This window comes from Streptomyces plumbidurans (assembly GCF_019857225.1).
Taxonomy (GTDB): domain Bacteria; phylum Actinomycetota; class Actinomycetes; order Streptomycetales; family Streptomycetaceae; genus Streptomyces; species Streptomyces plumbidurans.
The window spans coordinates 207,920-228,264 of sequence record NZ_JAFJSY010000006.1; the positions used below are offsets into that span (position 1 = coordinate 207,920).

General features: G+C 71.1%; 19 protein-coding genes. 10 read left to right on the forward strand and 9 right to left on the reverse strand.

The window, feature by feature from the left end:
- Nucleotides 1-7 precede the first annotated feature (7 nt).
- Nucleotides 8-901: a LysR family transcriptional regulator gene (locus JYK17_RS05480; RefSeq protein WP_128804056.1), complete on the reverse strand. Its 894-nt coding sequence runs from the start codon at nucleotides 899-901 to the stop codon at nucleotides 8-10.
- Nucleotides 902-1,038: 137 nt separating this feature from the next.
- Here JYK17_RS05480 and mgrA point away from each other — a divergent pair, with 137 nt between their 5' ends.
- A complete protein-coding gene (gene mgrA, locus JYK17_RS05485) occupies nucleotides 1,039-2,031 on the forward strand; it encodes an L-glyceraldehyde 3-phosphate reductase (RefSeq protein WP_108012828.1) in 993 nt (330 codons plus the stop codon).
- On the opposite strand, the gene JYK17_RS05490 is transcribed toward mgrA, so the two are convergent.
- Complete coding sequence (locus JYK17_RS05490) at nucleotides 2,021-3,007, reverse strand: oxidoreductase (RefSeq protein WP_222809887.1); 987 nt, start codon at nucleotides 3,005-3,007, stop codon at nucleotides 2,021-2,023. The two genes, mgrA and JYK17_RS05490, sit on opposite strands and share 11 nt — an antisense overlap.
- Before the next feature lie 101 nt (nucleotides 3,008-3,108).
- Here JYK17_RS05490 and JYK17_RS05495 point away from each other — a divergent pair, with 101 nt between their 5' ends.
- On the forward strand, nucleotides 3,109-4,032 hold the full coding sequence (locus tag JYK17_RS05495; RefSeq protein WP_222809888.1) for an AraC family transcriptional regulator: 924 nt from the start codon (nucleotides 3,109-3,111) through the stop codon (nucleotides 4,030-4,032).
- Between the two features lie 35 nt (nucleotides 4,033-4,067).
- Here the strand turns inward: JYK17_RS05495 and JYK17_RS05500 are convergent, their stop codons facing one another.
- Nucleotides 4,068-4,448, reverse strand: a complete 381-nt coding sequence (locus JYK17_RS05500; protein WP_222809889.1) for a nuclear transport factor 2 family protein — start codon at nucleotides 4,446-4,448, stop codon at nucleotides 4,068-4,070.
- Nucleotides 4,449-4,794: 346 nt separating this feature from the next.
- Here JYK17_RS05500 and JYK17_RS05505 point away from each other — a divergent pair, with 346 nt between their 5' ends.
- Genes JYK17_RS05505 through JYK17_RS05520 form a run of 4 tightly spaced genes read left to right on the forward strand, consistent with a single transcriptional unit; the run spans nucleotide 4,795 to nucleotide 9,146 of the window.
- Nucleotides 4,795-5,205, forward strand: coding sequence for a hypothetical protein (locus tag JYK17_RS05505; protein ID WP_108012832.1), 411 nt, complete (start codon nucleotides 4,795-4,797; stop codon nucleotides 5,203-5,205).
- A 59-nt stretch (nucleotides 5,206-5,264) separates the two neighbouring features.
- Entirely contained in the window at nucleotides 5,265-7,613 is a 2,349-nt protein-coding gene (locus JYK17_RS05510) for an ABC transporter ATP-binding protein/permease (RefSeq protein WP_222809890.1), read from the forward strand.
- Between the two features lie 8 nt (nucleotides 7,614-7,621).
- On the forward strand, nucleotides 7,622-8,167 hold the full coding sequence (locus JYK17_RS05515; RefSeq protein ID WP_222809891.1) for a hypothetical protein: 546 nt from the start codon (nucleotides 7,622-7,624) through the stop codon (nucleotides 8,165-8,167).
- Nucleotides 8,157-9,146, forward strand: a complete 990-nt coding sequence (locus JYK17_RS05520; protein ID WP_108012835.1) for a serine/threonine-protein kinase — start codon at nucleotides 8,157-8,159, stop codon at nucleotides 9,144-9,146. The genes JYK17_RS05515 and JYK17_RS05520 overlap by 11 nt, the downstream gene beginning before the upstream one ends.
- 469 nt (nucleotides 9,147-9,615) lie before the next feature.
- Here the strand turns inward: JYK17_RS05520 and JYK17_RS05525 are convergent, their stop codons facing one another.
- Nucleotides 9,616-10,896 (reverse strand): streptophobe family protein, encoded by a 1,281-nt coding sequence (locus JYK17_RS05525; RefSeq protein ID WP_222809892.1) that lies wholly within the window; start codon nucleotides 10,894-10,896, stop codon nucleotides 9,616-9,618.
- A gap of 169 nt (nucleotides 10,897-11,065) precedes the next feature.
- Between JYK17_RS05525 and JYK17_RS05530 the strand changes: the two genes are divergently transcribed.
- Nucleotides 11,066-12,217 carry a DUF6777 domain-containing protein gene (locus JYK17_RS05530; RefSeq protein WP_164932326.1) on the forward strand — a complete coding sequence of 384 codons (1,152 nt, stop codon included), beginning with the start codon at nucleotides 11,066-11,068 and terminating at the stop codon, nucleotides 12,215-12,217.
- Nucleotides 12,218-12,322: 105 nt separating this feature from the next.
- On the forward strand, nucleotides 12,323-12,778 hold the full coding sequence (locus JYK17_RS05535; RefSeq protein ID WP_108012838.1) for an ATP-binding protein: 456 nt from the start codon (nucleotides 12,323-12,325) through the stop codon (nucleotides 12,776-12,778).
- Between the two features lie 57 nt (nucleotides 12,779-12,835).
- On the opposite strand, the gene JYK17_RS05540 is transcribed toward JYK17_RS05535, so the two are convergent.
- Nucleotides 12,836-13,723 (reverse strand): RNA polymerase sigma factor SigF, encoded by an 888-nt coding sequence (locus JYK17_RS05540; RefSeq protein WP_108012839.1) that lies wholly within the window; start codon nucleotides 13,721-13,723, stop codon nucleotides 12,836-12,838.
- A 143-nt stretch (nucleotides 13,724-13,866) separates the two neighbouring features.
- On the opposite strand from JYK17_RS05540, the gene JYK17_RS05545 reads away from it, so the two are divergent.
- Nucleotides 13,867-14,256: a helix-turn-helix domain-containing protein gene (locus JYK17_RS05545; protein ID WP_108012840.1), complete on the forward strand. Its 390-nt coding sequence runs from the start codon at nucleotides 13,867-13,869 to the stop codon at nucleotides 14,254-14,256.
- Between the two features lie 69 nt (nucleotides 14,257-14,325).
- Here JYK17_RS05545 and JYK17_RS05550 read toward each other — a convergent pair whose 3' ends face one another.
- From JYK17_RS05550 to JYK17_RS05560, 3 genes are all read right to left on the reverse strand, one after another.
- Nucleotides 14,326-14,928 carry a ClpP family protease gene (locus JYK17_RS05550; RefSeq protein ID WP_108012841.1) on the reverse strand — a complete coding sequence of 201 codons (603 nt, stop codon included), beginning with the start codon at nucleotides 14,926-14,928 and terminating at the stop codon, nucleotides 14,326-14,328.
- Nucleotide 14,929: 1 nt separating this feature from the next.
- Nucleotides 14,930-15,568 (reverse strand): ATP-dependent Clp protease proteolytic subunit, encoded by a 639-nt coding sequence (locus JYK17_RS05555; RefSeq protein ID WP_108012842.1) that lies wholly within the window; start codon nucleotides 15,566-15,568, stop codon nucleotides 14,930-14,932.
- Nucleotides 15,569-15,683: 115 nt separating this feature from the next.
- On the reverse strand, nucleotides 15,684-16,901 hold the full coding sequence (locus JYK17_RS05560) for an epoxide hydrolase family protein (RefSeq protein WP_128804063.1): 1,218 nt from the start codon (nucleotides 16,899-16,901) through the stop codon (nucleotides 15,684-15,686).
- A gap of 122 nt (nucleotides 16,902-17,023) precedes the next feature.
- Between JYK17_RS05560 and JYK17_RS05565 the strand changes: the two genes are divergently transcribed.
- Entirely contained in the window at nucleotides 17,024-17,506 is a 483-nt protein-coding gene (locus JYK17_RS05565) for a VOC family protein (protein WP_108012844.1), read from the forward strand.
- Nucleotides 17,507-17,587: 81 nt separating this feature from the next.
- On the opposite strand, the gene JYK17_RS05570 is transcribed toward JYK17_RS05565, so the two are convergent.
- On the reverse strand, nucleotides 17,588-20,122 hold the full coding sequence (locus JYK17_RS05570; RefSeq protein ID WP_222809893.1) for a glycoside hydrolase family 127 protein: 2,535 nt from the start codon (nucleotides 20,120-20,122) through the stop codon (nucleotides 17,588-17,590).
- Between the last annotated feature and the right edge of the window lie 223 nt (nucleotides 20,123-20,345).

Genomic DNA, 20,345 nt, shown 5'->3' on the forward strand with positions numbered 1-20,345 from the left:
TCGCTCACTACGGCGTCTCGTGCGTCCCTTGTTCGAGAAGCGACATCAGCGCCCGGGCCGCCGGACTGGTCGCCTGCGGCGGCGGCAGCAGGGCCACGGTCTCGTAGACCGTCTCGCCGGTGCCCTTCACGGGCACGGCGCTGAGCGACTCGCGCTTGTGCCGGAAGTGCCGGGGCACGACGGCGATGCCGAGGTTCTCGTCGACCAGGTCCAGCAGACTGTGGACGTCGTTGACCTCCAGCGCGACGGTGCGCCGTACGCCCGCCGTGGTGAAGGCCGCATCCGTCGTGCGGCGCGGTCCCCAGTCCGGATGGAAGTCCACGAACACCTCACCGCCGAGGTCGTCCGGCGTGACCGCCGCACCGCCGGTCGCCAGCTTGTGGGAGGGGTGGCACAGCACGGTCATCGGCTCGCCGGTCAGCGCGACCGAGCGCAGCTGGTCGGTGTCGGCCTGCGTGCGGTAGGCGAAGGCGAGGTCCAGGCGTCCGGCCGCGACCTCCTCCGCCAGCGCGCCCGAGCCCTCCTGCCGCAGCCGTATCTCCACGTCCGGGTGCAGCCGCCGGAAAGCGGCGAGCAGCCCCGCCACATGGACTCCCGCGATGCACTGCTCGGTGCCCAGCGACAGCGTCCCGCGCAGGACGCCCTGTACGGCGGCGACGGCCTCGTGCGCCGAGCGCACCTGCGCCAGGATCCGCTCCGCCTCGCCCAGCAGCGCCCGCCCGGCCTCCGTGAGCGTGACCCGGCGGGTCGTGCGCACGAAGAGCGGGGTCTGCAACTCGCGCTCCAGCGCCCGGATCGAGGCCGAAAGACCGGACTGGGACACCATCAGCCGTTCCGCTGCCCGGGTGAAGTGCTGGTCCTCGGCGACGGCGACGAAGTGCTGAAGATGACGAAGTTCCACGATTGAGAAGCCTAACCGCTGAGTTCCATCGCATTCTCCTGTTGGACCACTGGCCGCAGGTCGCGCCAGAGTGGGTACTGGTTTCCCAGCAGTTCCCGGAACCTCACCTCTCGTGTGCCAACACCTCTGGAGTCGCGTTGTACACCGCACACCCCGACCGTTACGCGGACATGCCCTACCGGCGCACCGGACGCAGCGGCCTGAGGCTCCCCGCGATCTCGCTCGGCCTCTGGCACAACTTCGGACCCGACCGTCCGGTCGAGACCCAGCGGGCCATCCTGCGCCGCGCCTTCGACCTCGGCGTCACCCACTTCGACCTGGCCAACAACTACGGCCCGCCGCCCGGCGCCGCCGAGTCCGCCCTCGGCGAGGCACTGAAGGCGGACTTCACCGGCTACCGCGACGAGCTGGTCATCTCCACCAAGGCCGGCTATCTGATGTGGCCCGGCCCATACGGCGAGTTCGGCTCCCGCAAGTACCTGCTGTCCTCGCTGGACCAGAGCCTGACGCGGATGGGCCTGGACTACGTGGACATCTTCTACTCGCACCGACCGGACCCGGAAACTCCCCTGGAGGAGACGATGGGCGCCCTGCACTCGGCGGTCCAGCAGGGCAAGGCGCTCTACGTCGGCGTCTCCAACTACTCGGCGGAGCAGACCCGTGAGGCCGCCCGCATCCTCGGCGAGCTGGGCACCCCGCTGCTGATCCACCAGCCGCGCTACTCGATGCTCGACCGCCGCCCGGAGACCGAGGGCCTGCTGGACGCCCTCGACGAGCTCCAGGTCGGCTCCATCGTCTTCTCCCCGCTGGAGCAGGGCCTGCTCTCCTCCCGCTATCTCGACGGCATCCCGGAGGACTCGCGGGCGGCGAGCGACAGCCCCTTCCTGAACTCGGACGCGGTCACCGAGGAGCTGGTGGGCAAGTTGCGGGCCCTCGACGAGCTGGCCAAGGGGCGCGGTCAGACCCTGGCCCAGCTGGCCCTGGCGTGGGCGCTGCGCGGCGGCCGGGTGACCTCTGCGCTGGTCGGTGCGAGCAGCCCGCAGCAGATCGAGGACAGCGTCGCGGCCACCCGCAAGCTGGACTTCGACGCCGACGAGCTGGCCCGTATCGACGAGATCGTCACCGTGTGAGCAGTCGTTCGCTGACCTCCCAGAGGCGGGCCGCCGCCTCTGGGTCGACGGCGTAGGGCAGCACGCCCGGCGTCTCGGCCCCGGCACGCCAGGCGGGCTCGTCCTCGGCCGACACGAGGGGACTGATGTCGCAGTTCTCGCAGTAGACCCCGCCCAGACCGGTCAGTTGGGCGCTGGTGGCGCACCAGACGCTGGTGGCCGCTCCCTGCGGGATCGTCTTCAGCTGCCGGGAGGGGTCGCGCACGGTCCGGCCCTCGGCGTCCACGGCCCCGGCCGCGCGGAACGCCTCGGCGGGCAGATGCTTGGCGAGACCGGTGTCGATGATGGTGCCCGGGTGCACGGAGAAGGCCCGGATTCCCTCGGTCCGGCCGCGCCGGTCCAGCTCCACGGCGAACAGCGCGTTGGCGGTCTTCGACTGGCCGTAGGCGAGGAACGGTTCGTAGGCCCGGTGCTCGAAGTGCAGGTCGTCGAAGTCGACGTCGCCGAACCGGATGCCCCGCGAGGAGACCGACACGACGCGTGCGCCAGCGGCCGCGACGAGCGCCGGCCACAGGCGCTCGACCAGATGGAAGTGACCCAGGTGGTTGGTGGCGAACTGCGTCTCGTAGCCGCGGGCGTCCCGCGTCAGCGGCGTCGCCATGATCCCGGCGCTGTTGACCAGGATGTGCAGCGGACGCTCTGAGGCGAGGAACTTTTCCGCGAAGGCGTCGATCGACGCGGGGTCCAGCAGGTCCATGTGCTCGACCTCGGCACCGGGCACGTCCTTGAGCGCGTCCCGTGCGCGCTCCAGGTCGCGCGCCGGTACGACGACCTCGGCGCCCGCGGAGCGCAGGACGCGGGCCGTCTCCAGGCCGATGCCGGAGTAGCCGCCGGTGACGACGGCGACCCTGCCGGTCAGGTCGATGCCCTTGATCACCTCCTCGGCGGTGCTCGCGGCGTCGAAGCCGGAGGGCAGGGGGTGCTGTGCGGTGGTCATGGTGGGTAACTCCTCTGTCTGAGCCGTCCACGCCACCGTAGGTTCGCGGTTCCGTACGATGAATACTTGAGAATCCGCATTACTTGCGTGATAGTTCGAGCATGTCCGCTGATCCCCTCTCCGACGCCCTGGCCGTCGCCGATGCCCGCAGCGTGTTCTCCGGCGGCTTCACGGCCGGCGGGTCCTGGGCGATCCGGCTGCGCGGACGCGACAGGCTCAAGGTCAACGCGGTGGTGCGGGGCAGCTGTCTGCTCGTCCGCGAGGACGGCGGGGAGCCGCTGAAGCTGTCCGAGGGGGACGTCGTCGTCTCCGACGGCCGGCAGGCGTACGTGATGTGCAGCGAACTCGGCCCCGAGCCGGTCAACTCGGCCGACGTCGCCGTGGACCCCGCAACCGGCATGGCGCGGCTCGGCGGGGGAGAGGCCGAGGACGTCGTGTGCGTCTCCGGGCACATCGACCTGAGCCGGGACAGCGGCGAGCTGCTGCGCCGGGCGCTGCCCGAGATGATCCATGTGCGTGCCGACGCCGCCGAGGCGCCCGCGCTGCGCTGGCTGATCGGGCAGCTGACCGAGGAGATGCAACCGCACCGCGCCGGTGGGGAGTTCGCCTCGGACCAGCTCGCCCAGCTCGTGTTCGTCCAGGTGCTGCGGGTCTGTCTCGCCGAGGCCGACGGGCTGCCCGCGGGCTGGCTGCGCGCCCTCGCGGACGCGCGGCTCGCCCCGGCCCTGCGCCTGATGCACGGCGACCCGGCGCGCCCCTGGCAGCTGGAGGAGCTGGCCCGGGCCGCCGCGATGTCCCGGACCACCTTCGCCGTACGGTTCAAGGAGGCGGCCGGGGTGCCGCCCCTGACGTACCTGCTCAACTGGCGGATGAGCCTGGCCGCCCGCGCCCTGCGCCAGGACACGGTCCCCGTCGCCTCCCTCGCCCGCTCCGTCGGCTACACCTCCGAGAGCGCCTTCAGCAACGCCTTCAAACGCACGGTGGGCGTCGCACCGCGGCGGTACAGGGAGGCGGCCAGGGCGTGACGGGGCCGTAGTGGTGCAGGACGACGGCGCGGGATTCAGGCCCCGGTCGGCACCCGGTCCAGGAAGCCGAGGACGTTCCTGATCCGGCCGTCCTCGTCCAGGGTGATCACGTCGAAGCCGGCCACCGGGGCCGAGCCGTCCTCGGCGACCAGCTCCCAGGAGAAGCGCGCCGTGTCGTGGTGGCCGTCCACGGCGCCGCTCGGCCGGAAGGTGAAACCCGGGAACTGCTCGTGGGCCGCCGTGATCACGGCCGCGATCTGCTCGTGCCCGGCGACATCGGCGAGCGGGTCGGTGTAGGTGCCGTCCGCGGTCCAGGCGGCGGCGACCGCCTTCGTCAGTTCCTCGGACCCGGCGGAGTTCCAGGCCTCGAAGTAACGGGCGACGGCGTTCTCGTAACGGTCGGTGTTCGCAGACATGGCGGATCGGCCTCCATCGAGGTGGTCGGTGCTGGTCAGGACCCGGATGCGCGCCTTGGCGACCCGGTACGGAAACCATGCCCCGCGGCGTCCGGCCCCGTCGATTACCCCTCGGGTAATGGCGCCACCTGCAGGATTTCGGCCAACAGCCCCTGTGAATATGCCAGGAGACTGGCCGGAAAGTCATGGTGACAGTGTTTCAGTAGTGAACATACTCAACAGTTGAAGGACTTCACGCGGAGCGAAGGCGCGATCACTCACAGCACATGAGTGTGCAGAAGTTGCACCGGGGCCGCATCGAAAGCGAGGACAGACAACAGCCGACCGAACAGCGGGGGAGAGAAGCGTGCACGACGAGTTCTTATGCCACGTAACGGCCTACGGCACCTGTGCGGGCGAGCGCATCGGAGTGCCACTGGGCACCTACCGAGCCCCCACCCTCGCCCTCGCCCTGTGGTGGCTGCGCGACCGCGCGATCTGGATCGCCGACCGTCTCGACCCGCAGCCCGAGGCGGCGCACTTCCCGCCCGGCTCGCTCGCCCCCGTCGCCGACACCGTCCCGGACGTGCCCGCCGTGCTTCGATTATGGTGCGGCGATGACGCTCAACAGGAGCTCGTCGGCGAGCAGTTGGCCGCCGGACGCCTGGTGCGGATCGCCACGCGTGACGAAACGACCGAGTACGAACTGCTGGCGGAGTCCGTCGACGCCCTCCGTATGCAGCGCACCATCCCGGCCCTCGTCCTGCCGGTCGGCTGAACCCCGGCGGCACCCGCCGCGCCGGGCGCAGATGTGGGCGAATCGGTAGAATCCTGGTCATGGCAGAGCGGCCTGTCGCGCCGACTGCGCCCGAACTCGTCATGGAGACCGAGACGGGCTCCACCGTGATGAGCCCGGGCCGCGACTACCACGTGGGACGCGACCCGTTGAGCGACATCGTCCTCGACGACGTGCGGGTCTCCTGGCACCACGCCGTCCTTCGGCCCGACTCCGATCACTGGACCCTCGAGGACGAGCACAGCACCAACGGCACCTTCGCGGACGGCCGGCGCATCACCGCCTGGGGCGTGGGCCCCGGCAGCATCATCCACTTCGGCAGCCCGTCCGACGGCCCGTGCGCCGTCCTGACCAGCCGCCCGGCACCCGTCCCCAAGCGCCCCTCGGCGGTCGCGGCGGTCTCCATGCCCGGCCTGACCGCCACCTTCCGCCGCCCCACGAGCGTACGGCCGCTGCCCGCCCGCACCGTCCGCATCGGCCGGGCCGCCGACAACGACCTCGTCGTCGACGACCTGATCGCCTCGCGCCGCCACGCCGAACTGCGCGCCCTGCCCGACGGGACGTACGAGATCGCCGACCTGGGCAGCCACAACGGCACGTTCCTCAACGGCTCGCCCGTCACCGTCGCCCCCGTGGGCCCCGGCGACATCGTCGGCATCGGCCACTCGGCGTTCTGCCTCGTCGGCGACCAGTTGCAGGAGTACGTCGACACCGGCGAGGTCTCCCTCGACGTGCAGGACCTCACCGTGGTCGTCGACCGCGGCCGCAAGACCCTGCTCGACCATGTGTCGTTCCCGGTCGGGGAGAAGTGCCTGCTCGCGGTCGTCGGCCCGAGCGGCGCCGGAAAGTCCACCCTGCTGAACGCCCTCACCGGCCAACGGCCCGCCGATCACGGCACGGTGCTCTACGACGGCCGCGACCTCTACCGCGACTACGCCGAGCTGCGCCAGCGCATCGGACTGGTCCCGCAGGACGACATCCTGCACGCCCAGCTGACCGTCCGCAGCGCCCTGTCCTACGCCGCCGAACTGCGCTTCCCGCAGGACACCGCCAGGGCCGAGCGGCGGGCCCGGGTCGACGAGGTCATCCGTGAGCTGGGCCTCGAACAGCGCGCGGGCCAGCCGGTGCACAGCCTGTCCGGCGGACAGCGCAAGCGGGTCAGCGTGGCCCTGGAACTGCTGACCAAACCGTCGCTGCTCTTCCTCGACGAACCCACCTCGGGCCTGGACCCCGGCATGGACCGCTCGGTGATGCACATGCTGCGCGGTCTCGCCGACGACGGCCGGACAGTCGTCGTGGTCACCCACAGCGTGCTGAGCCTCGACGTGTGCGACCGGCTCCTGGTGCTCGCACCCGGCGGCACGATCGCCTACTACGGCCCACCCGACGACGCCCTCGCCTTCTTCGGCTTCGAGCACTGGCCGGAGGCCTTCGAGTCCTTCGAGCGGGACCGAGACCGCGACTGGGCGGGCGACTTCCGCTACTCGCCCTTCCACCGGCACTACGTCACCGAGGCGACGGCGCAGCCCCGTGTGCCCGACTCCGGCCCGGTCGCCGTCGCACCACCGCCCCGGCCGCGCAGCCGCGGCGCCCAACTCGGCACGCTGATACGCCGGTACACCGCAGCGCTCGGCGCCGACCGCACCTTCCTCGCCATCATGATCGCGCTGCCGTTCGTGATGGGCGCGATGGCCCGCGCCCTGGCCGGCAGCAGGCTGACCCAGGCGACCGCGATGAACGCGCTGCTCATCCTGTGCGTCGGCGGAGTCCTGACCGGAGCGGCCAACGCGGTGCGCGAACTCGTCAAGGAACGCACCATCTACCGGCGCGAGCGCGCCGTGGGCCTGTCCAGATCGGCGTACCTGATGTCGAAGGTCGTCGTCCTGGGCACGATCACCGTGCTGCAGGCCGTGGTGCTCACCCTGGTGGCCCTCCTGGGCGTCGACCTCAACGCACCAGGTGGCGAAGGCGTGTTGATGTCGCCCCTTGTCGAAATCACCGTCGCCGTGGCCTTGTTGGCGTTCACCGCGATGATGCTCGGTCTGCTGGTCTCCGCGCTGGTGCGCAAGGAAGAGGTGACGATGCCGCTGCTGGTGCTGCTGGCCATCGTCCAAGTCGTTTTCTGCGGCGCCCTGTTGAAGCTGCACGGCGTGCCGGGCCTGGAACAGCTGTCGTGGCTGGTGCCCTCGCGGTGGGCGCTCGGCGCGATGGCGGGCACGGTCGGGCTGGCACGGATCGTGCCGGGCGACCTGACCAGCGACCCGCTGTTCAGGCACTCGGCCGGCATATGGCTGCTCGACATCGTCATGCTGCTGGTCCTCTCGGCGCTCTTCGGATTCCTGGTCTCACGGCTGCTGCGCCGGCGCGAACCCGCCGTGATGCGGAAGTAGGAGCGACGATGACGACCGAAGGCTTTTGGCCCACGCACGTGGTGCCCCAGCACGGCATGCCGGCCTGGGAGGAGCCCGATCCCGCCCGGAGCACGGTCCCGCTGGACCCGCTGCTGCCCGTCCAACTCGTCGAGCGACGCGGTGACTGGGCGCATGTCCTGTGCTCCAACGGCTGGTCGGCGTGGGTCGACGGCCGCCATCTGGTCGCCGTACCGCAGGACCCGCCCGCCACCGGCGGCCCCCAGGACCGCACGGCCGACCCGCGTCCCCTGCTCGCCCGCGCCGAACAGACCCTGGCGCGCTACCGGGCGGCGGTCGAGGAGCGGGCCCGCGGCGGGCTCGACGGGGAGTCCTTCCAGGGCCGTACCCGAGGACTGCGCATCGGTGTCGTCGTCGACGGCGAGAACGTGTGGCTGTACGACAGCGAGCAGGGCCGGTGGGTGTACGGCGACGGGACGCGCCTGAGCACCTGCGCCACCGACGGGCCGCCGCGCGCGGCGACTGCGGAGCCCAGCCACCCGCCCACCCAGGTCGTGACGCCCGATGGCCCATGACACCGGCCTCTTCTCGGGACGGCCCTCCGAACTGATCGGCAGACAGGTCGCGGGCTACCGCATCGAGCGCGAGATCGGCCGCGGTGGCATGGCCGTCGTCTACCGCGCCCGGGACCTGCGCCTGGAGCGGACGGTCGCCCTCAAGCTGCTCGCCCCGGAACTCGCCCGCAACGACACCTTCCGGCTGCGCTTCACCCATGAGTCCCGGGCGGCCGCCGCGATCGACCACCCGCACATCGTGCCGGTCTTCGAGGCGGGCGAGACGGACGGCATCCTCTACATCGCCATGCGCTACGTCGAGGGCAGCGACCTGCGTCATCTCCTCGACCGGCGTGGCCCGCTCGCACCCGCCGCCGTGCTGCGGATCGCCGCGCAGATCGCCTCCGCGCTCGACGCGGCCCACGAGCACGGCCTGGTCCACCGGGACGTGAAGCCGGGCAACATCCTGGTCGCCCGCGGCACCGACAGCGACCACCCCGAGCACGCCTACCTCACCGACTTCGGCCTCACCAAGAAGTCGCTCTCCCTGACCGGATTCACCTCCGTCGGCCAGTTCGTCGGCACCCTCGACTACGTCGCCCCGGAACAGATCGCCGGCCGGCCCGTCGACGGGCGCTGCGACGTCTACGGCCTCGCCTGCGTCGTCTACGAGTGCCTGACCGGCCGCCCGCCCTTCCGACGCGACGACGACATGGCCCTGCTCTGGGCCCACCAGTACGACCAGCCACCTCCACCGACAGAACTCCGCCCCGACCTACCCCCCGAGTCGGACGCGGTCCTCACCAAGGCCCTGGCCAAAAACCCCGAAGACCGCCACCCCTCCTGCCGCGCCTTCACCACAGCCCTCCGCAACACCACAACCGAAGCCCCACCCCCCGAACACCCCCCGACGGAGGTCGACCTACACCTCCCGAACACCGCCGCTCGTCCTGAGCAGCCGCCACGGTGGGCGGCGCCGGTGTTCCGCGACGGGGGCTAGTGCTAGCGCCGTGCGCTCTCATCGGCCGTCGCCGAGTGGGTCTTCGGTGACCGGAGTTGAAGCATCCCGCTGGCCTTGGCCGCCGCGCCCCCGCCGTCGCAGCGGCTGGGCCAGGAGTGCGCCGAGAGGCTGGCCGTCAGGCCTTCCGGCACGGGGGGCCTTCGGGGCGGGGGCTGCCGGGGAGCCGCCGCGAGCCGCCGCCGCGGTGGGCTGCGCTGCTGCTCCGTGGTTGGGGCTAGGACAATCCGCTCACTTTGGTCCCGCGCCGAATCGGTTATCGGTGACCAGAGTCAGAGCATCCGCCATCCCCGCCGCCAAGCCCCCGCCGTAGCGCAGGCCGCGCCCGAACGGGCCGCGAGGCTGGCCGTCGGGCCTTTCGGTACGGCTGACATCTGGGGCGGTGGTTGCCGGGGACCGTCGCGAGCCGTCGCGGGGGTGGGCGGCGCCGGTCTTCCGTGGCCGGGTACAGCTAGCGCAATCCGCTCACCTCACCCGCCGCGCCCCGCCGTCGCATCGGCCGGGCCAGGAGTGCGCCAAGGAAGCCGGTCGCCAGCCCCCAGACGACAGCTAGGCCCATGGCCGCCCACAGGTCCGGCCTCAGGAACAGTTCGCCGGACAGGTCACCCCCCAGGTTTCCGATGCCGAGCAAGGAGAGTCCGTAGTGGGCGGAGATCCGGCCCAGCAGGCAGATCATGAGGACCGTCAGGGTGAGGGCGGCGGCCATGTGTACAGCGTGCTGCCAGGCCGTGGTTCGGGAGGGGGAGCGGGCTGCCATCAGGAAGGCCGCCGCCAGCAGCAGCACCGCGTCGACCGCCACGAGCCACCACACCCGTCCGTCGTGCTCGGCGAGCGTGTGCAGGTTGAGCGTGGAAACGTCCTTCGTGCGCAGCACCTCGTCCAGGACATGGGGCATCGGCAGACCGAAGGGCCCGTGCACCCGGCCGTGCCAGGTGGCGCCGAGGCCGAGCGTGAGGGTGAGCCAGACCAGGTTCGGCATGCCCAGCAGGATCACCGCGAGGGTCTCGGCGGCGTGACCGCGCGTCGCCGCCGTGATCAGGGCGATCACGACACCGAGGACGACGAACGCGAGCAGCAGCACGACCATGGCGTACGCGGCCGGACGTACCGACTCCTGGAAGCGCAGCAGCCGCCCCGGCAACGGCGCCCCCCGCGACACCAGCAGTGCCAGCACCAGCACACCCGCCAGCCACAGCACACCGAAGACCAGCGTCAGCGGTACGTCGGTCGTGAACCCCACCTTCGGCGTCACACCGAACACGTCACCGAGGTCGCCGAGAGTCCCGTTGCCCAGGGACACCGCGAAGGTCTGGCGGGCGCCGAAGGCCATCCCGAGCAGCGCGAGCAGCCACAGCACCGCGATCCTGGCCGCCCACCCCGCCAGTTCCGGACCGCCGGCGACCGCCCGGTGCCGCAGCGGACGCAGGAAACCGGCGCCGAGGACGAGCGCCCCGACCAGCGTGACCGACAGCGGCATCACAGTCAGCCCGGCCGCCGACTCGGCCAGCGCGCCGGCGTTCCCGGAGAGGTCGACCGTGCCGCCGACGGCCGTGACGACCGTGGCCACGACGACCCGGGGGAACGCACCGTCGGGAAGATCCCCCGCTCCCGCCGCCAGCAGTCCCACGGCGGCCACCACGGACATGGCGATCAGGGCGGCCAGTACCACCACCAGCGCCTGCACCCAGCCATGGCGGGCGACGACCGGGGCGGGGGCGGTTCGCAGGCTCACCCTCGTCACGCTAAGCAGCGCCCGCGCGCCCCGCCTGCCGGGAGAGCCGTCCGCGTCGGCACCTCGGCTTGCGGACGGCACGGGCTCGGACCACACAATGGGATCACTAGGCGACAAAATGACCTGAATCGGGGCAGGTCGCAGTGAACTCCTTCGGGGAGCAGAGCTCTTGAGCGTCGAACCGCCGTCCTCCGGCCGCCCCACGGGACCGCCCTCCGGTCCGCTCTCGGGCCCCTCCCAACCACCCTCGGGCCCGCCCTCGCCACCACCGGGCGGCAGCGGAGGCACACCGTCACAGCCACCCCGCACACCCTGGTGGAAGTCCGCGCCGCGCCTCGCCGTACTCGCCGCCGCGATCGTCGCCGCCGTGGTCCTGGCCGTCGTCCTCTCCCGCTCCGGCGACGGCTCCGGCAGCGGCGGCGAGCTCTTCGCGCAGTCCGCGGACAAGACCGGCCCCGATCCGTTCACGGAGTCGACGGCCAAGGACAGCTCCGCCCCGCCCGCCACCCTCTCCGCCTCCCCGGCCACCGGCTCGGCCTCCGCGAACGTGGTGCGGCGCGTCGACGGCGCGGCGGCCGGTCTGTACGGCGGCACCCGCAACGTCTCCAGCTGCGACGTGGAGAAGCAGATCAAGGCGCTGGGGGCGGACCCGGCGAAGAACCGTGCGTTCGCCTCGGTCGAGGGCATCGCCCCTTCCCGGGGCCCCGCCTATCTGCGCTCCCTCACACCCGTGCAGTTGCGCCTGGACACCCGGGTCACCAACCACGGCTACCGCAACGGCGCCGCCACCACCTACCAGGCGGTTCTGCAGACGGGCACCGCCGTCCTCGTCGACGGCCGCGGGGTCCCGCGCGTCCGCTGCGCCTGCGGCAACCCGCTGACCCCGCCCATGGCGCTGACGAGCACGCCGAAGCTCAGGGGCGACAGCTGGCCGTCGTACCGCTCCTCGAACATGATCACGGTCACTCCCGCACCGCGGACGATCGACGTGTTCGTCCTCTACGACGTCGATCACGGCGGCTGGATCGCCCGGCACCGAGGGGACACCGGCCACCACGACCGCAGGACACATCCGCCCGCGAAACCCTCTCCTTCGGTGAGCGCGTCCACGGCCACGCCACCGTCGACGCCGTCGTCCTCGTCCGCCTGCGCCTCCTCGCCCGGCGCCGACGACGGCTCGACCCCCTGTCCACAGACGTCGACCGCTCCGTCCACCGCAGTTCCGAGCACGGAGCCGCCGTCCAGTGAACCCGTCACGAGCCCGCCCGACACGGTCCCGCCCGAATCGCCCGAGTCGTCCGCCGCATCCCCGGCGCTCTGAGTCGAAGCGGACACATCGCCCCGGATGGGGGACTGCGGAACGCGGCTCGGGGTACGAGCATGGTGCAGCAGCGTCCGGCGCAGCCGGCTTCCGAGAGAGTCATGCATGATCGAGCACGCGGGCGGGGCAGTGATACCGACTGGTTTCGACGTGCCCGTCGAACCGCTGAGGCGGGCGGCACATTACACCGGGGAACCGGGATGCATCGCGGAGGCCCGCGCCTTGGCCGCCGCCTTCGTGGACCAGCTCAGGACCGAGTGGTGCGCCGAGATCGAGGACCGCGCGCTCGAGGAGGTGCTGCTGGTGACCAGCGAGCTGGTCACCAACGCGGACCGGCACAGCAACGGCCCGTACATCCTGGAACTCGAAGGCACCGACACCACGGTCTCCGTGTGCGTCTACGACAGCAGCGCCGCCCTGCCGCGCCGCTTCCCGAAGGACCCCGAGCGCATCGGCCGGCACGGCCTGGAGATAGTCCACGCGCTGGCGAGGAAGGTCACCGTGGAGCGGGTGCCGGTCGGCAAACGGGTCTGTGCCGTGCTGGAGCTGGCCGGGGAGTGACCGCCGAAGGCGCCTGCGCCCTCGGCCCCCGGCGGCCACTCCGGTACGTGCCTGTCCTCAGGCGCAGCCCAGCTCGCCCAGCATCCCCTCGCGCAGTCGCGTGATGATCCGCTTGATCAGGCGGGACACATGCATCTGGGAGCAGCCGAGCCGCTCCCCGATCTCCGCCTGCGTGGCCTCCTCCACGAACCGCATGTGGATGATCTGCCGGTCGCGCTCGCCCAGCTCCGCCATCAGCGGGGCGAGCGAATGGAAGTCCTCGACGAGCCGCAGCCCGTCCTCCTCCACGCCGATGAAGTCGGCGAGCACCGACTCGCCGTTCTCCGGTCCGTCACCGGTGAGCGCGGCGTCCAGGGACGAGGAGTTGTAGCCGTTGGAGGCGATCTGCCCCTCGATCACCTCGTTCTCGGAGATGTTCATCAGGGTGGCGAGCTCGGCGACGGTGGGCTCCCGGTCCAGCCGGCTGGACAGCTCATCGCGCGCCTTGGCCAGCTCGACCCGCAGCTCCTGCAGCCGGCGTGGCACATGCACCGCCCAGGTGGTGTCACGGAAGAAACGCTTGATCTCGCCCACGATGTAGGGCAGAGCGAACGAGGTGAACTCGACCTCGCGGGACAGGTCGAACCGGTCGATCGCCTTGATCAGGCCGATCGTCCCGGTCTGGACGATGTCCTCCATGTCGTCGCCGCGCCCCCGGAACCGCCCGGCGGCGAACCGCACCAGCGAGATGTTCATCTCGATCAGCGTGTTGCGCGCGTACTGGTATTCGTGCGTGCCTTCCTCGAGCTGGGAAAGGCGGTGGAAGAACTGACGGGACAGCTCCCGCGCGTCACGCGGCGCCACCGCTCGGGGCTCCGCGATCCCCGGCAGTGCTCCCTCAGCCGTGCTGGTCCTGCCGGTCTCCTCGACGACCTTGGTCTCCGACCGTTCCACGGCGGTGTCCATTACCTCTCCCACGAAGTCACGGATCGACAGTTGTCTGCCCGGGCGAATACCCCGACTCCGCCGGTGCATGCCCAGCACGTGATTCCACCCAGGGCGGAACGCCGATCCCTTCCCATCGCGGCGACAAAATCTAGGCTGAGAGGGTGAGCAGCCAAGCGTCGAACGAAGCCCGAGTCATCGAGCTGCGCCCCTCGCAGGGTGCGCGCCCCGCCCCCGCGCCGCCGCCCAAGGAACCCCTGTGGCGGGACCTGGTCGGTGACGTGCTGCGGCGCGAACGCCTCGCCCAGGAGCGCACCCTGAAGGACGTGGCCGACGAGGCCCGGATCTCGATGCCCTACCTCTCCGAGGTGGAACGGGGCCGCAAGGAGGCCTCGTCGGAGGTCCTCGCCGCCGCCGCCCATGCCCTCGGACTCGGCCTCGGCGACCTGCTGTCGCTGGCGCAGGGCGAACTCACCCGGGTCACCAGCCGCCAGGTCCACCACGGCCGGACCGCGCCCGCCACCCCGTACAACGGCCTCTGCCTGGCCGCCTGACGGCGCGCCTCGTCCGAGCTCCGAGCTCCAAGCTCCGAGTTCCGCGTCCCGCCGCCCCCGGCCGGCGTCTCAGACCGTCACGAGACGCCGGCTCAGCACCTCGTCGGCCAGGCCGTACGCCACGGCCTCCTCGGCGGTGAACACCTTGTCGCGGTCCATGTCCGCGCGCAGCGTCGCGACGTCGTGGTGGGTGTGCCGTGCCAGCACCTCCTCGACCTGCGAGCGGATCCGCACCATCTCCTTGGCCTGCAGGGTGAGATCGGAGACGGTGCCCTGGCGGCCGCCGCTGGCCGGCTGCCCGAGCAGCACACGCGCGTGCTCCAGCACGAGCCGCCGCCCCGGATCGCCGCCCGCCAGCAGCACGGCCGCCGTCGAGGCGGCCTGGCCCACGCAGAACGTGGAGATCGGCGCCTGCACGAACGTCATCGTGTCGTAGATCGCCATCAGTGAAGTGAACGAGCCGCCGGGGGAGTTGATGTAGATCGAGATCTCCTGCTCGGGTGCCGCGGACTCCAGATGGAGGAGTTGGGCGATGACGACGTTGGCCACGCCGTCGTCGATCTCGGTGCCGAGGAAGATGATCCGCTCGGACAGCAGCCTGCTGAAGACGTCCGAGGAGCGCTCGCCGTGCGCGGTCCGCTCGACGACGTACGGAATCGTGTAGTTCCCCATGTCACAGCCCCATCCGTCGCTTCGAGGTGGTCGGGCGGACATCCGCGAGGGACTCCACGACCCGGTCGACCATGCCGTACTCCTTGGCCTGCTCGGCCGTGAACCAGCGGTCGCGGTCGCCGTCGCGCGAGATGGTCTCCGGGCTCTGGCCGGTGTGCTCGGCGGTGAGCCGCTCGATGGTCCGCTTGGTCTGCTCCAGGTTGTCCGCCTGGATCTCGATGTCCGCGGTGGTGCCCCCGATCCCCGCGGACGGCTGGTGCATCATGATCCGCGCGTTCGGCAGCGCGTACCGCTTGCCCGCCGTGCCCACGCTGAGCAGGAACTGGCCCATGCTGGCGGCGAAGCCCATGGCGAGGGTGGAGACGTCGTTCGGGATCAGCTGCATCGTGTCGTAGATCGCGAGGCCCGCGTGCACCGAACCGCCGGGGCTGTTGATGTACAGGCTGATGTCGGTGCGCGGGTCCTCCGCGGAGAGCAGGAGCAGCTGCGCGCAGACCCGGTTCGCGGAGACCTCGTCGACCTGGGTGCCCAGGAGCACGATGCGCTGACCGAGCAGCTGGGCCGCGAGATGGTCGTCGAACCGGCTGGGCGGGGTGTCGCCCTCCTCCGCGCGGGGCGAGAAGGCGGTGAGTGGAGTCATGGTCTCTCCTGTCGAGCGTCGAGCGGTGTTGCCGTCGACTCCACTGTTGACCTCGGGCGATGCCGAAATCCGCTTTCTCTGCCGGGAGCAGATTCGCCGAGGGCAGAGCCCGCGCTCAGCCCTTCTCGCGCAGCTGCCGGAAGAACGCCCGTACGTCCCCTACCAGCAGGTCGGGCGCCTCCATCGCCGGGAAGTGCCCGCCGCGTTCGAACTCCGTCCACCGCACGAGGTTCTCGGTGCGCTCCGCCTTGTGCCGCAGGGCGATCTGGGGTTCGGCGGGGAACAGCGCGAGCGCGGTGGGAGCGGTCGACGGCTCGGTCTGCAGGGCGACGCGGCCGGTGGCATGGGCGCGCTCGTAGTAGATGCGGCCCGCGGAACCGGCGGTGCCGGTCAGCCAGTACAGCATCACGTTGGTCAGCATCCGGTCCCGGTCGACGGCCTCCTCCGGCAGCAGCGACGAGTCCGTCCACTCCTGGAACTTCTCGACGATCCAGGCGAGTTGACCGACGGGCGAGTCCGTCAGCGCGTACGCCACGGTCTGCGGCCGGGTGGCCTGCAGGGCGGCGTAACCGGTGCTCTCGCGCGACCACTCGCTCCAGCGGCGCCAGGACAGCAGCGCCCGCTCCTGCTCCTCCGTGCCGAGCTCGTCCAGTTCGTCCTGCGTGGGTTCGGTCGCCTGCTGGGCCCCCGGCAGCAGGTTGAGGTGAACGCCGATCACCCGGTCGGGATGCGCGCGCCCCAGCTCGCGGGAGATCGCGGCGCCCCAGTCGCCGCCCTGCGCCCCGAACCGTGCGTACCCGAGCCGCCGCATCAGCTCGGCCCACGCGTCTGCGACCCGGCCCGCTTCCCAGCCGGTGTCCGCCGGGGGCCCGGAGAGCCCGAACCCGGGGATGCTCGGTACGACGACGTGGAAGGCGTCGGCCGCCTCGCCGCCGTGCGCGACGGGGTCGGTGAGCGGGCCGACCACGTCCAGGAACTCGACGATCGAGCCGGGCCAGCCGTGGGTGATGATCAGCGGGGTCGCGTCCGGTTCGGGGGAGCGGACGTGGGCGAAGTGCACGGTGGAGCCGTCGATGGTGGTGGTGAACTGCGGCCAGCAGTTGAGCTGTGCCTCGGCGGCGCGCCAGTCGTAGGTGTGGCGCCAGTGGTGGACCAGCTCACGCAGATAGGCCGCCGGCACGCCGTAGGCCCAGCCGGTGCCGGGCAGCTCGTCCGGCCAGCGGGTCCGGTCGAGGCGGTCGTGCAGGTCGTCGAGGTCGCGCTGAGGGATGTCGAGGCGGAAGGGGCGGACCGCGTCCGGGGCCGTGCCCGTGTCCGTGCGGGATGACGTCATGTGCGGAGCCTAGAGGGGTACGGCGGCAGGGCCGTCTGGATTAATCGGCCGCCCCACCGATGAGTTCCGTGCCGAGGATCGGTCGACAGAGGTGAACGAGTTCCCACCCCAGGAGGTACCTCATGACCACCGACGGATTCACCACGTGTCTCTGGTTCGACGGCCAGGCCGAGGAGGCCGCGCACTACTACGTCTCGGTCTTCAAGAACGCCGGCGTCGGCCGCGTCGGCCGCAACGTCGAGGGGGGAGCGGGCCCGGCCGGTTCCGTGTTGGCCGTGGAGTTCACGGCCAACGGCCAGAAGTTCGTCGCGCTGAACGGCGGACCGCAGTTCAAGTTCAACGAGGCGGTCTCGTTCCAGATCTTCTGCAAGGACCAGGAGGAGATCGACTACTACTGGACCAGGCTCACCGAGGGCGGCGGCGAGCCCGGCCCGTGCGGCTGGCTCAAGGACAGGTACGGGCTGTCCTGGCAGGTCGTACCGGACAAGCTCATCGACATGATCAGCGACGCGGACCAGGAGAAGGCCGCGCGCACCACCAAGGCGTTCATGGCGATGGGCAAGTTCGACATCGCCGCTCTGGAGCGGGCCTACGCGGGCGAGTGACTGCCTGCGGCCCACATCCCGGGTCGCGGCCGGTCCGCCTTCCGCAGGGGAGAGGACGGACCGGCCGCGGCGCCTCGTCCGCTACGAGGAGGAGGCCGCCGCCAGCGCCGCCACCTCGGCACCGCTCAGCGCCCTGCCGTAGACCCGGAAGTCGTCCACCGCTCCCTTGAGGTACGGGTCGGCGTACTGCGACCTGCCGACGTACCCGGCACGGATGTGATTGCCGAAGTGCCGCGGCTCCACGGTGACGTTGGCGTTCCGGCCCGCCTCGGTGCCGTCGACGTACAGGACGGCGCTTCCGCCGCCGTACGTCACGGCCACATGCACCCAGCGGTCGGTGGGCAACGGCTCGGTGTCGATGCGCTGTTCGCCGCCCGCGCCGCCGGCGGTGATCGCGTAGCGCAGTGTGCCGTCGCCGCTGAGGGGGGTCAGGAACAGATTGGCGGTGACGCCGGTGCCGACGTCGAAGATCCGGCTCCAGGTCGCCGGCTTCCCGTCCAGCCGCACCCATGCGGCGAGGGAGTACGCGGACGCCCCGGCCAACAGGTCCTCGGCGAGGGCGACATGGCCGTCCGTGCCGTCCAGGGCGACCGCCCCGCCGATCCGCCCCGACGCCCACCACGAGGCTCCGCCTGCCAGTTGGGCCGCCTTGCCGTTGCCGGTCGCGTCCCCCGCAGTGGTGCCCGACGTCTCGTCGAAGCGGTGCCAGGCGGCGAACTCCGGCGGAGGGGGCGGGGGTTCGCCGGTGAGCCAGTACACCGAGTAGTGCTGGTGGTGGACCCGGGCGATCGGCAGCAAGGTCACGTCCTCGCCGTCGGCGCGCGCGGTGAAGCGCAGAGTGCTGCCGGACTGCTGCCGCACGGAGGCGGTGTCGAGCCGGGGCAGCCAGGGGTTCGTCCGGTCGCCGTACGTCCCGGCGAGCACCACCGGGCCGTGCAGCACCGCCTGCACGTCGGGGTCGTCAGGGGTCGCCTCGACGACCGTGCGCATCGGCAGGGACACCTCGACCCGGTCGCCGGTGCGCCAGTCGCGGTGCAGGGTGAGCAGGCTGCCGGGGGCCGGACGGTCGGGCAGCGTACGGCCGTTGAGGGTGGCGCGGGCGCCGGAGGTCCAGGACGGGATGCGGATGCGCAGCCGGTGGGTGGCACGCCCGGCGGTCACCGTCAGCGTGGTCGAGGAGCGGTCCGGGAAGCCGGTGGTCTGCCGCCAGGTGATGCCCTGCTCGCGCCAGACGACCTGGGACGGCACGAACAGGTTGACCAGCAGGTCGCGGTCGTCGTGCGTGTAGATCGTGTCGGCGAACTTGGCCTGCGTCTCCATGCCCGTGCCGTGGTCGCAGGAGAAGTTGTCGTAGTCGGTGGAGTAGACGTTCGGGTCGGTGCCCATGAAGGACGGCTGGCGCTTGAACGAGCCGGGTGCCAGACCGGTGTAGTAGATGTTGAAGCCGTGCGCGGAGTCCGGGTCCTGCTCGCCCAGCATCTGGTTGAACAGGGTGCGCTCGTAGTGGTCGAGCAGGTCGGTGCGCTCCGGAGCGTGGAAGTGCAGCAGCCGGGTCAGCTTCAGCATGTTGTAGCTGTTGCAGTTCTCGCAGGTGTTGTCCGACAACTGGCCCGCGACGACGTCCGGTTCGTGGAACGCCTCGCCGTTGCTGTTGCCGCCTATGACGTACGAGTGGTGGTCGGTGACGATCTGCCAGAAGTTGGCGGCGATGGTGCGGTAGCGCTCGGGCAGACCCTCCTCCCACAGCCTGAGGGCGCCCACCATCTTGGGTATCTGGGTGTTGGCGTGCAGTCCGGCGAGCCGGTCCTCGCCCCGGGCCAGCGGGTCGAAGACCCGGGCGTGCGTGAAGCGTTCGGCGACGTCGAGCCACCTGCCGTCACCGGTGAGGGCGTGCAGATCGGCGAGCACGTCGTTCATCCCGCCGAACTCGGTCTCCAGCACCCGCTGCATCTGCTCGTACGACAGCTTCGAGGTGCGCAGGTCGACCCACCGCGCCTGCTGGAGCACCACGTTCAGGGCCTGGTCGTTCCCGGCCAGACGGTACTGCTCGACCAGTCCGGCCATGATCTTGTGGATCGTGTAGTACGGCGCCCACACGCCGGTCCCGGCCTCCAGCCGGTCGAAGAAGCTCTCCGGGAAGGCGGACAGATAGCCCTTGTTGAAGCCGGCGGCCGGTGAGGCGGCCTGGCACTTGGCGAGTTCGGCTACGAGGGTGCGGCCCCTGTCGCGCAGGGCCCGCTCGCCGGTGTTGGCGTAAGCGAGGGCGAGGCCGGAGAGGAGATGGCCGGTGGAGTGGCCGCGCAGCTCGACGTCCGGCGCCTCCCAGCCGCCGCAGGGCTGGGCGCTGCTGGGCAGGCCGACGTTGGTGCGGAAGGTGTGCAGCAGCCGGTCGAGGTCGACGAAGCGCAGATAGGCGGAGTTGCGTCGCTGGTTGTCGCGGAAGGGGCTGTCGAGCAGGGTCACCGCGGTGAGCGGGAACGGCCGCACCTGCGGTGTCGCGGCCGGGGCGGCGCCGGGGGTCGCGGCGTGTGCCTGGCCTCCGCCCGCGAGGGCCAGGGCCGCCGAGGCGGTTCCGGTGGCGGCGATGAAATGGCGTCTGCCGAGGGGTGGGGTCATGACCGATGTCCTTCGCATGTCGAGGAGCCGGGGCGGTGGTGTCCCTCCACCGCTCCGCTCTTGTTCGAGATACCGAATGTTGTGCGACATGCTGTGCGCAGGACACGCTATGCGCCCGTTGCGTGATGTCAACAGCGCCTGGTGAGACGGAAGTGGCAATGCCCACGTCGGCGCGGGCTCGTGCGAAGCGAGGATGCCGCGTACATCGCACAGGCCCGCGCCG

Coding starts and splice junctions, on each gene's coding strand:
- JYK17_RS05560 (WP_128804063.1), bottom strand. CDS start 16,901: ATGACGTCATCCCGCACGGACACGGGCACGGCCCCGGACGCGGTCCGC.
- JYK17_RS05490 (WP_222809887.1), bottom strand. CDS start 3,007: ATGACCACCGCACAGCACCCCCTGCCCTCCGGCTTCGACGCCGCGAGC.
- JYK17_RS05540 (WP_108012839.1), bottom strand. CDS start 13,723: ATGGACACCGCCGTGGAACGGTCGGAGACCAAGGTCGTCGAGGAGACC.
- JYK17_RS05495 (WP_222809888.1), top strand. CDS start 3,109: ATGTCCGCTGATCCCCTCTCCGACGCCCTGGCCGTCGCCGATGCCCGC.
- JYK17_RS05520 (WP_108012835.1), top strand. CDS start 8,157: ATGGCCCATGACACCGGCCTCTTCTCGGGACGGCCCTCCGAACTGATC.
- JYK17_RS05510 (WP_222809890.1), top strand. CDS start 5,265: ATGGCAGAGCGGCCTGTCGCGCCGACTGCGCCCGAACTCGTCATGGAG.
- JYK17_RS05565 (WP_108012844.1), top strand. CDS start 17,024: ATGACCACCGACGGATTCACCACGTGTCTCTGGTTCGACGGCCAGGCC.
- JYK17_RS05535 (WP_108012838.1), top strand. CDS start 12,323: ATGATCGAGCACGCGGGCGGGGCAGTGATACCGACTGGTTTCGACGTG.
- JYK17_RS05570 (WP_222809893.1), bottom strand. CDS start 20,122: ATGACCCCACCCCTCGGCAGACGCCATTTCATCGCCGCCACCGGAACC.
- JYK17_RS05500 (WP_222809889.1), bottom strand. CDS start 4,448: ATGTCTGCGAACACCGACCGTTACGAGAACGCCGTCGCCCGTTACTTC.
- JYK17_RS05555 (WP_108012842.1), bottom strand. CDS start 15,568: ATGACTCCACTCACCGCCTTCTCGCCCCGCGCGGAGGAGGGCGACACC.
- JYK17_RS05550 (WP_108012841.1), bottom strand. CDS start 14,928: ATGGGGAACTACACGATTCCGTACGTCGTCGAGCGGACCGCGCACGGC.
- JYK17_RS05515 (WP_222809891.1), top strand. CDS start 7,622: ATGACGACCGAAGGCTTTTGGCCCACGCACGTGGTGCCCCAGCACGGC.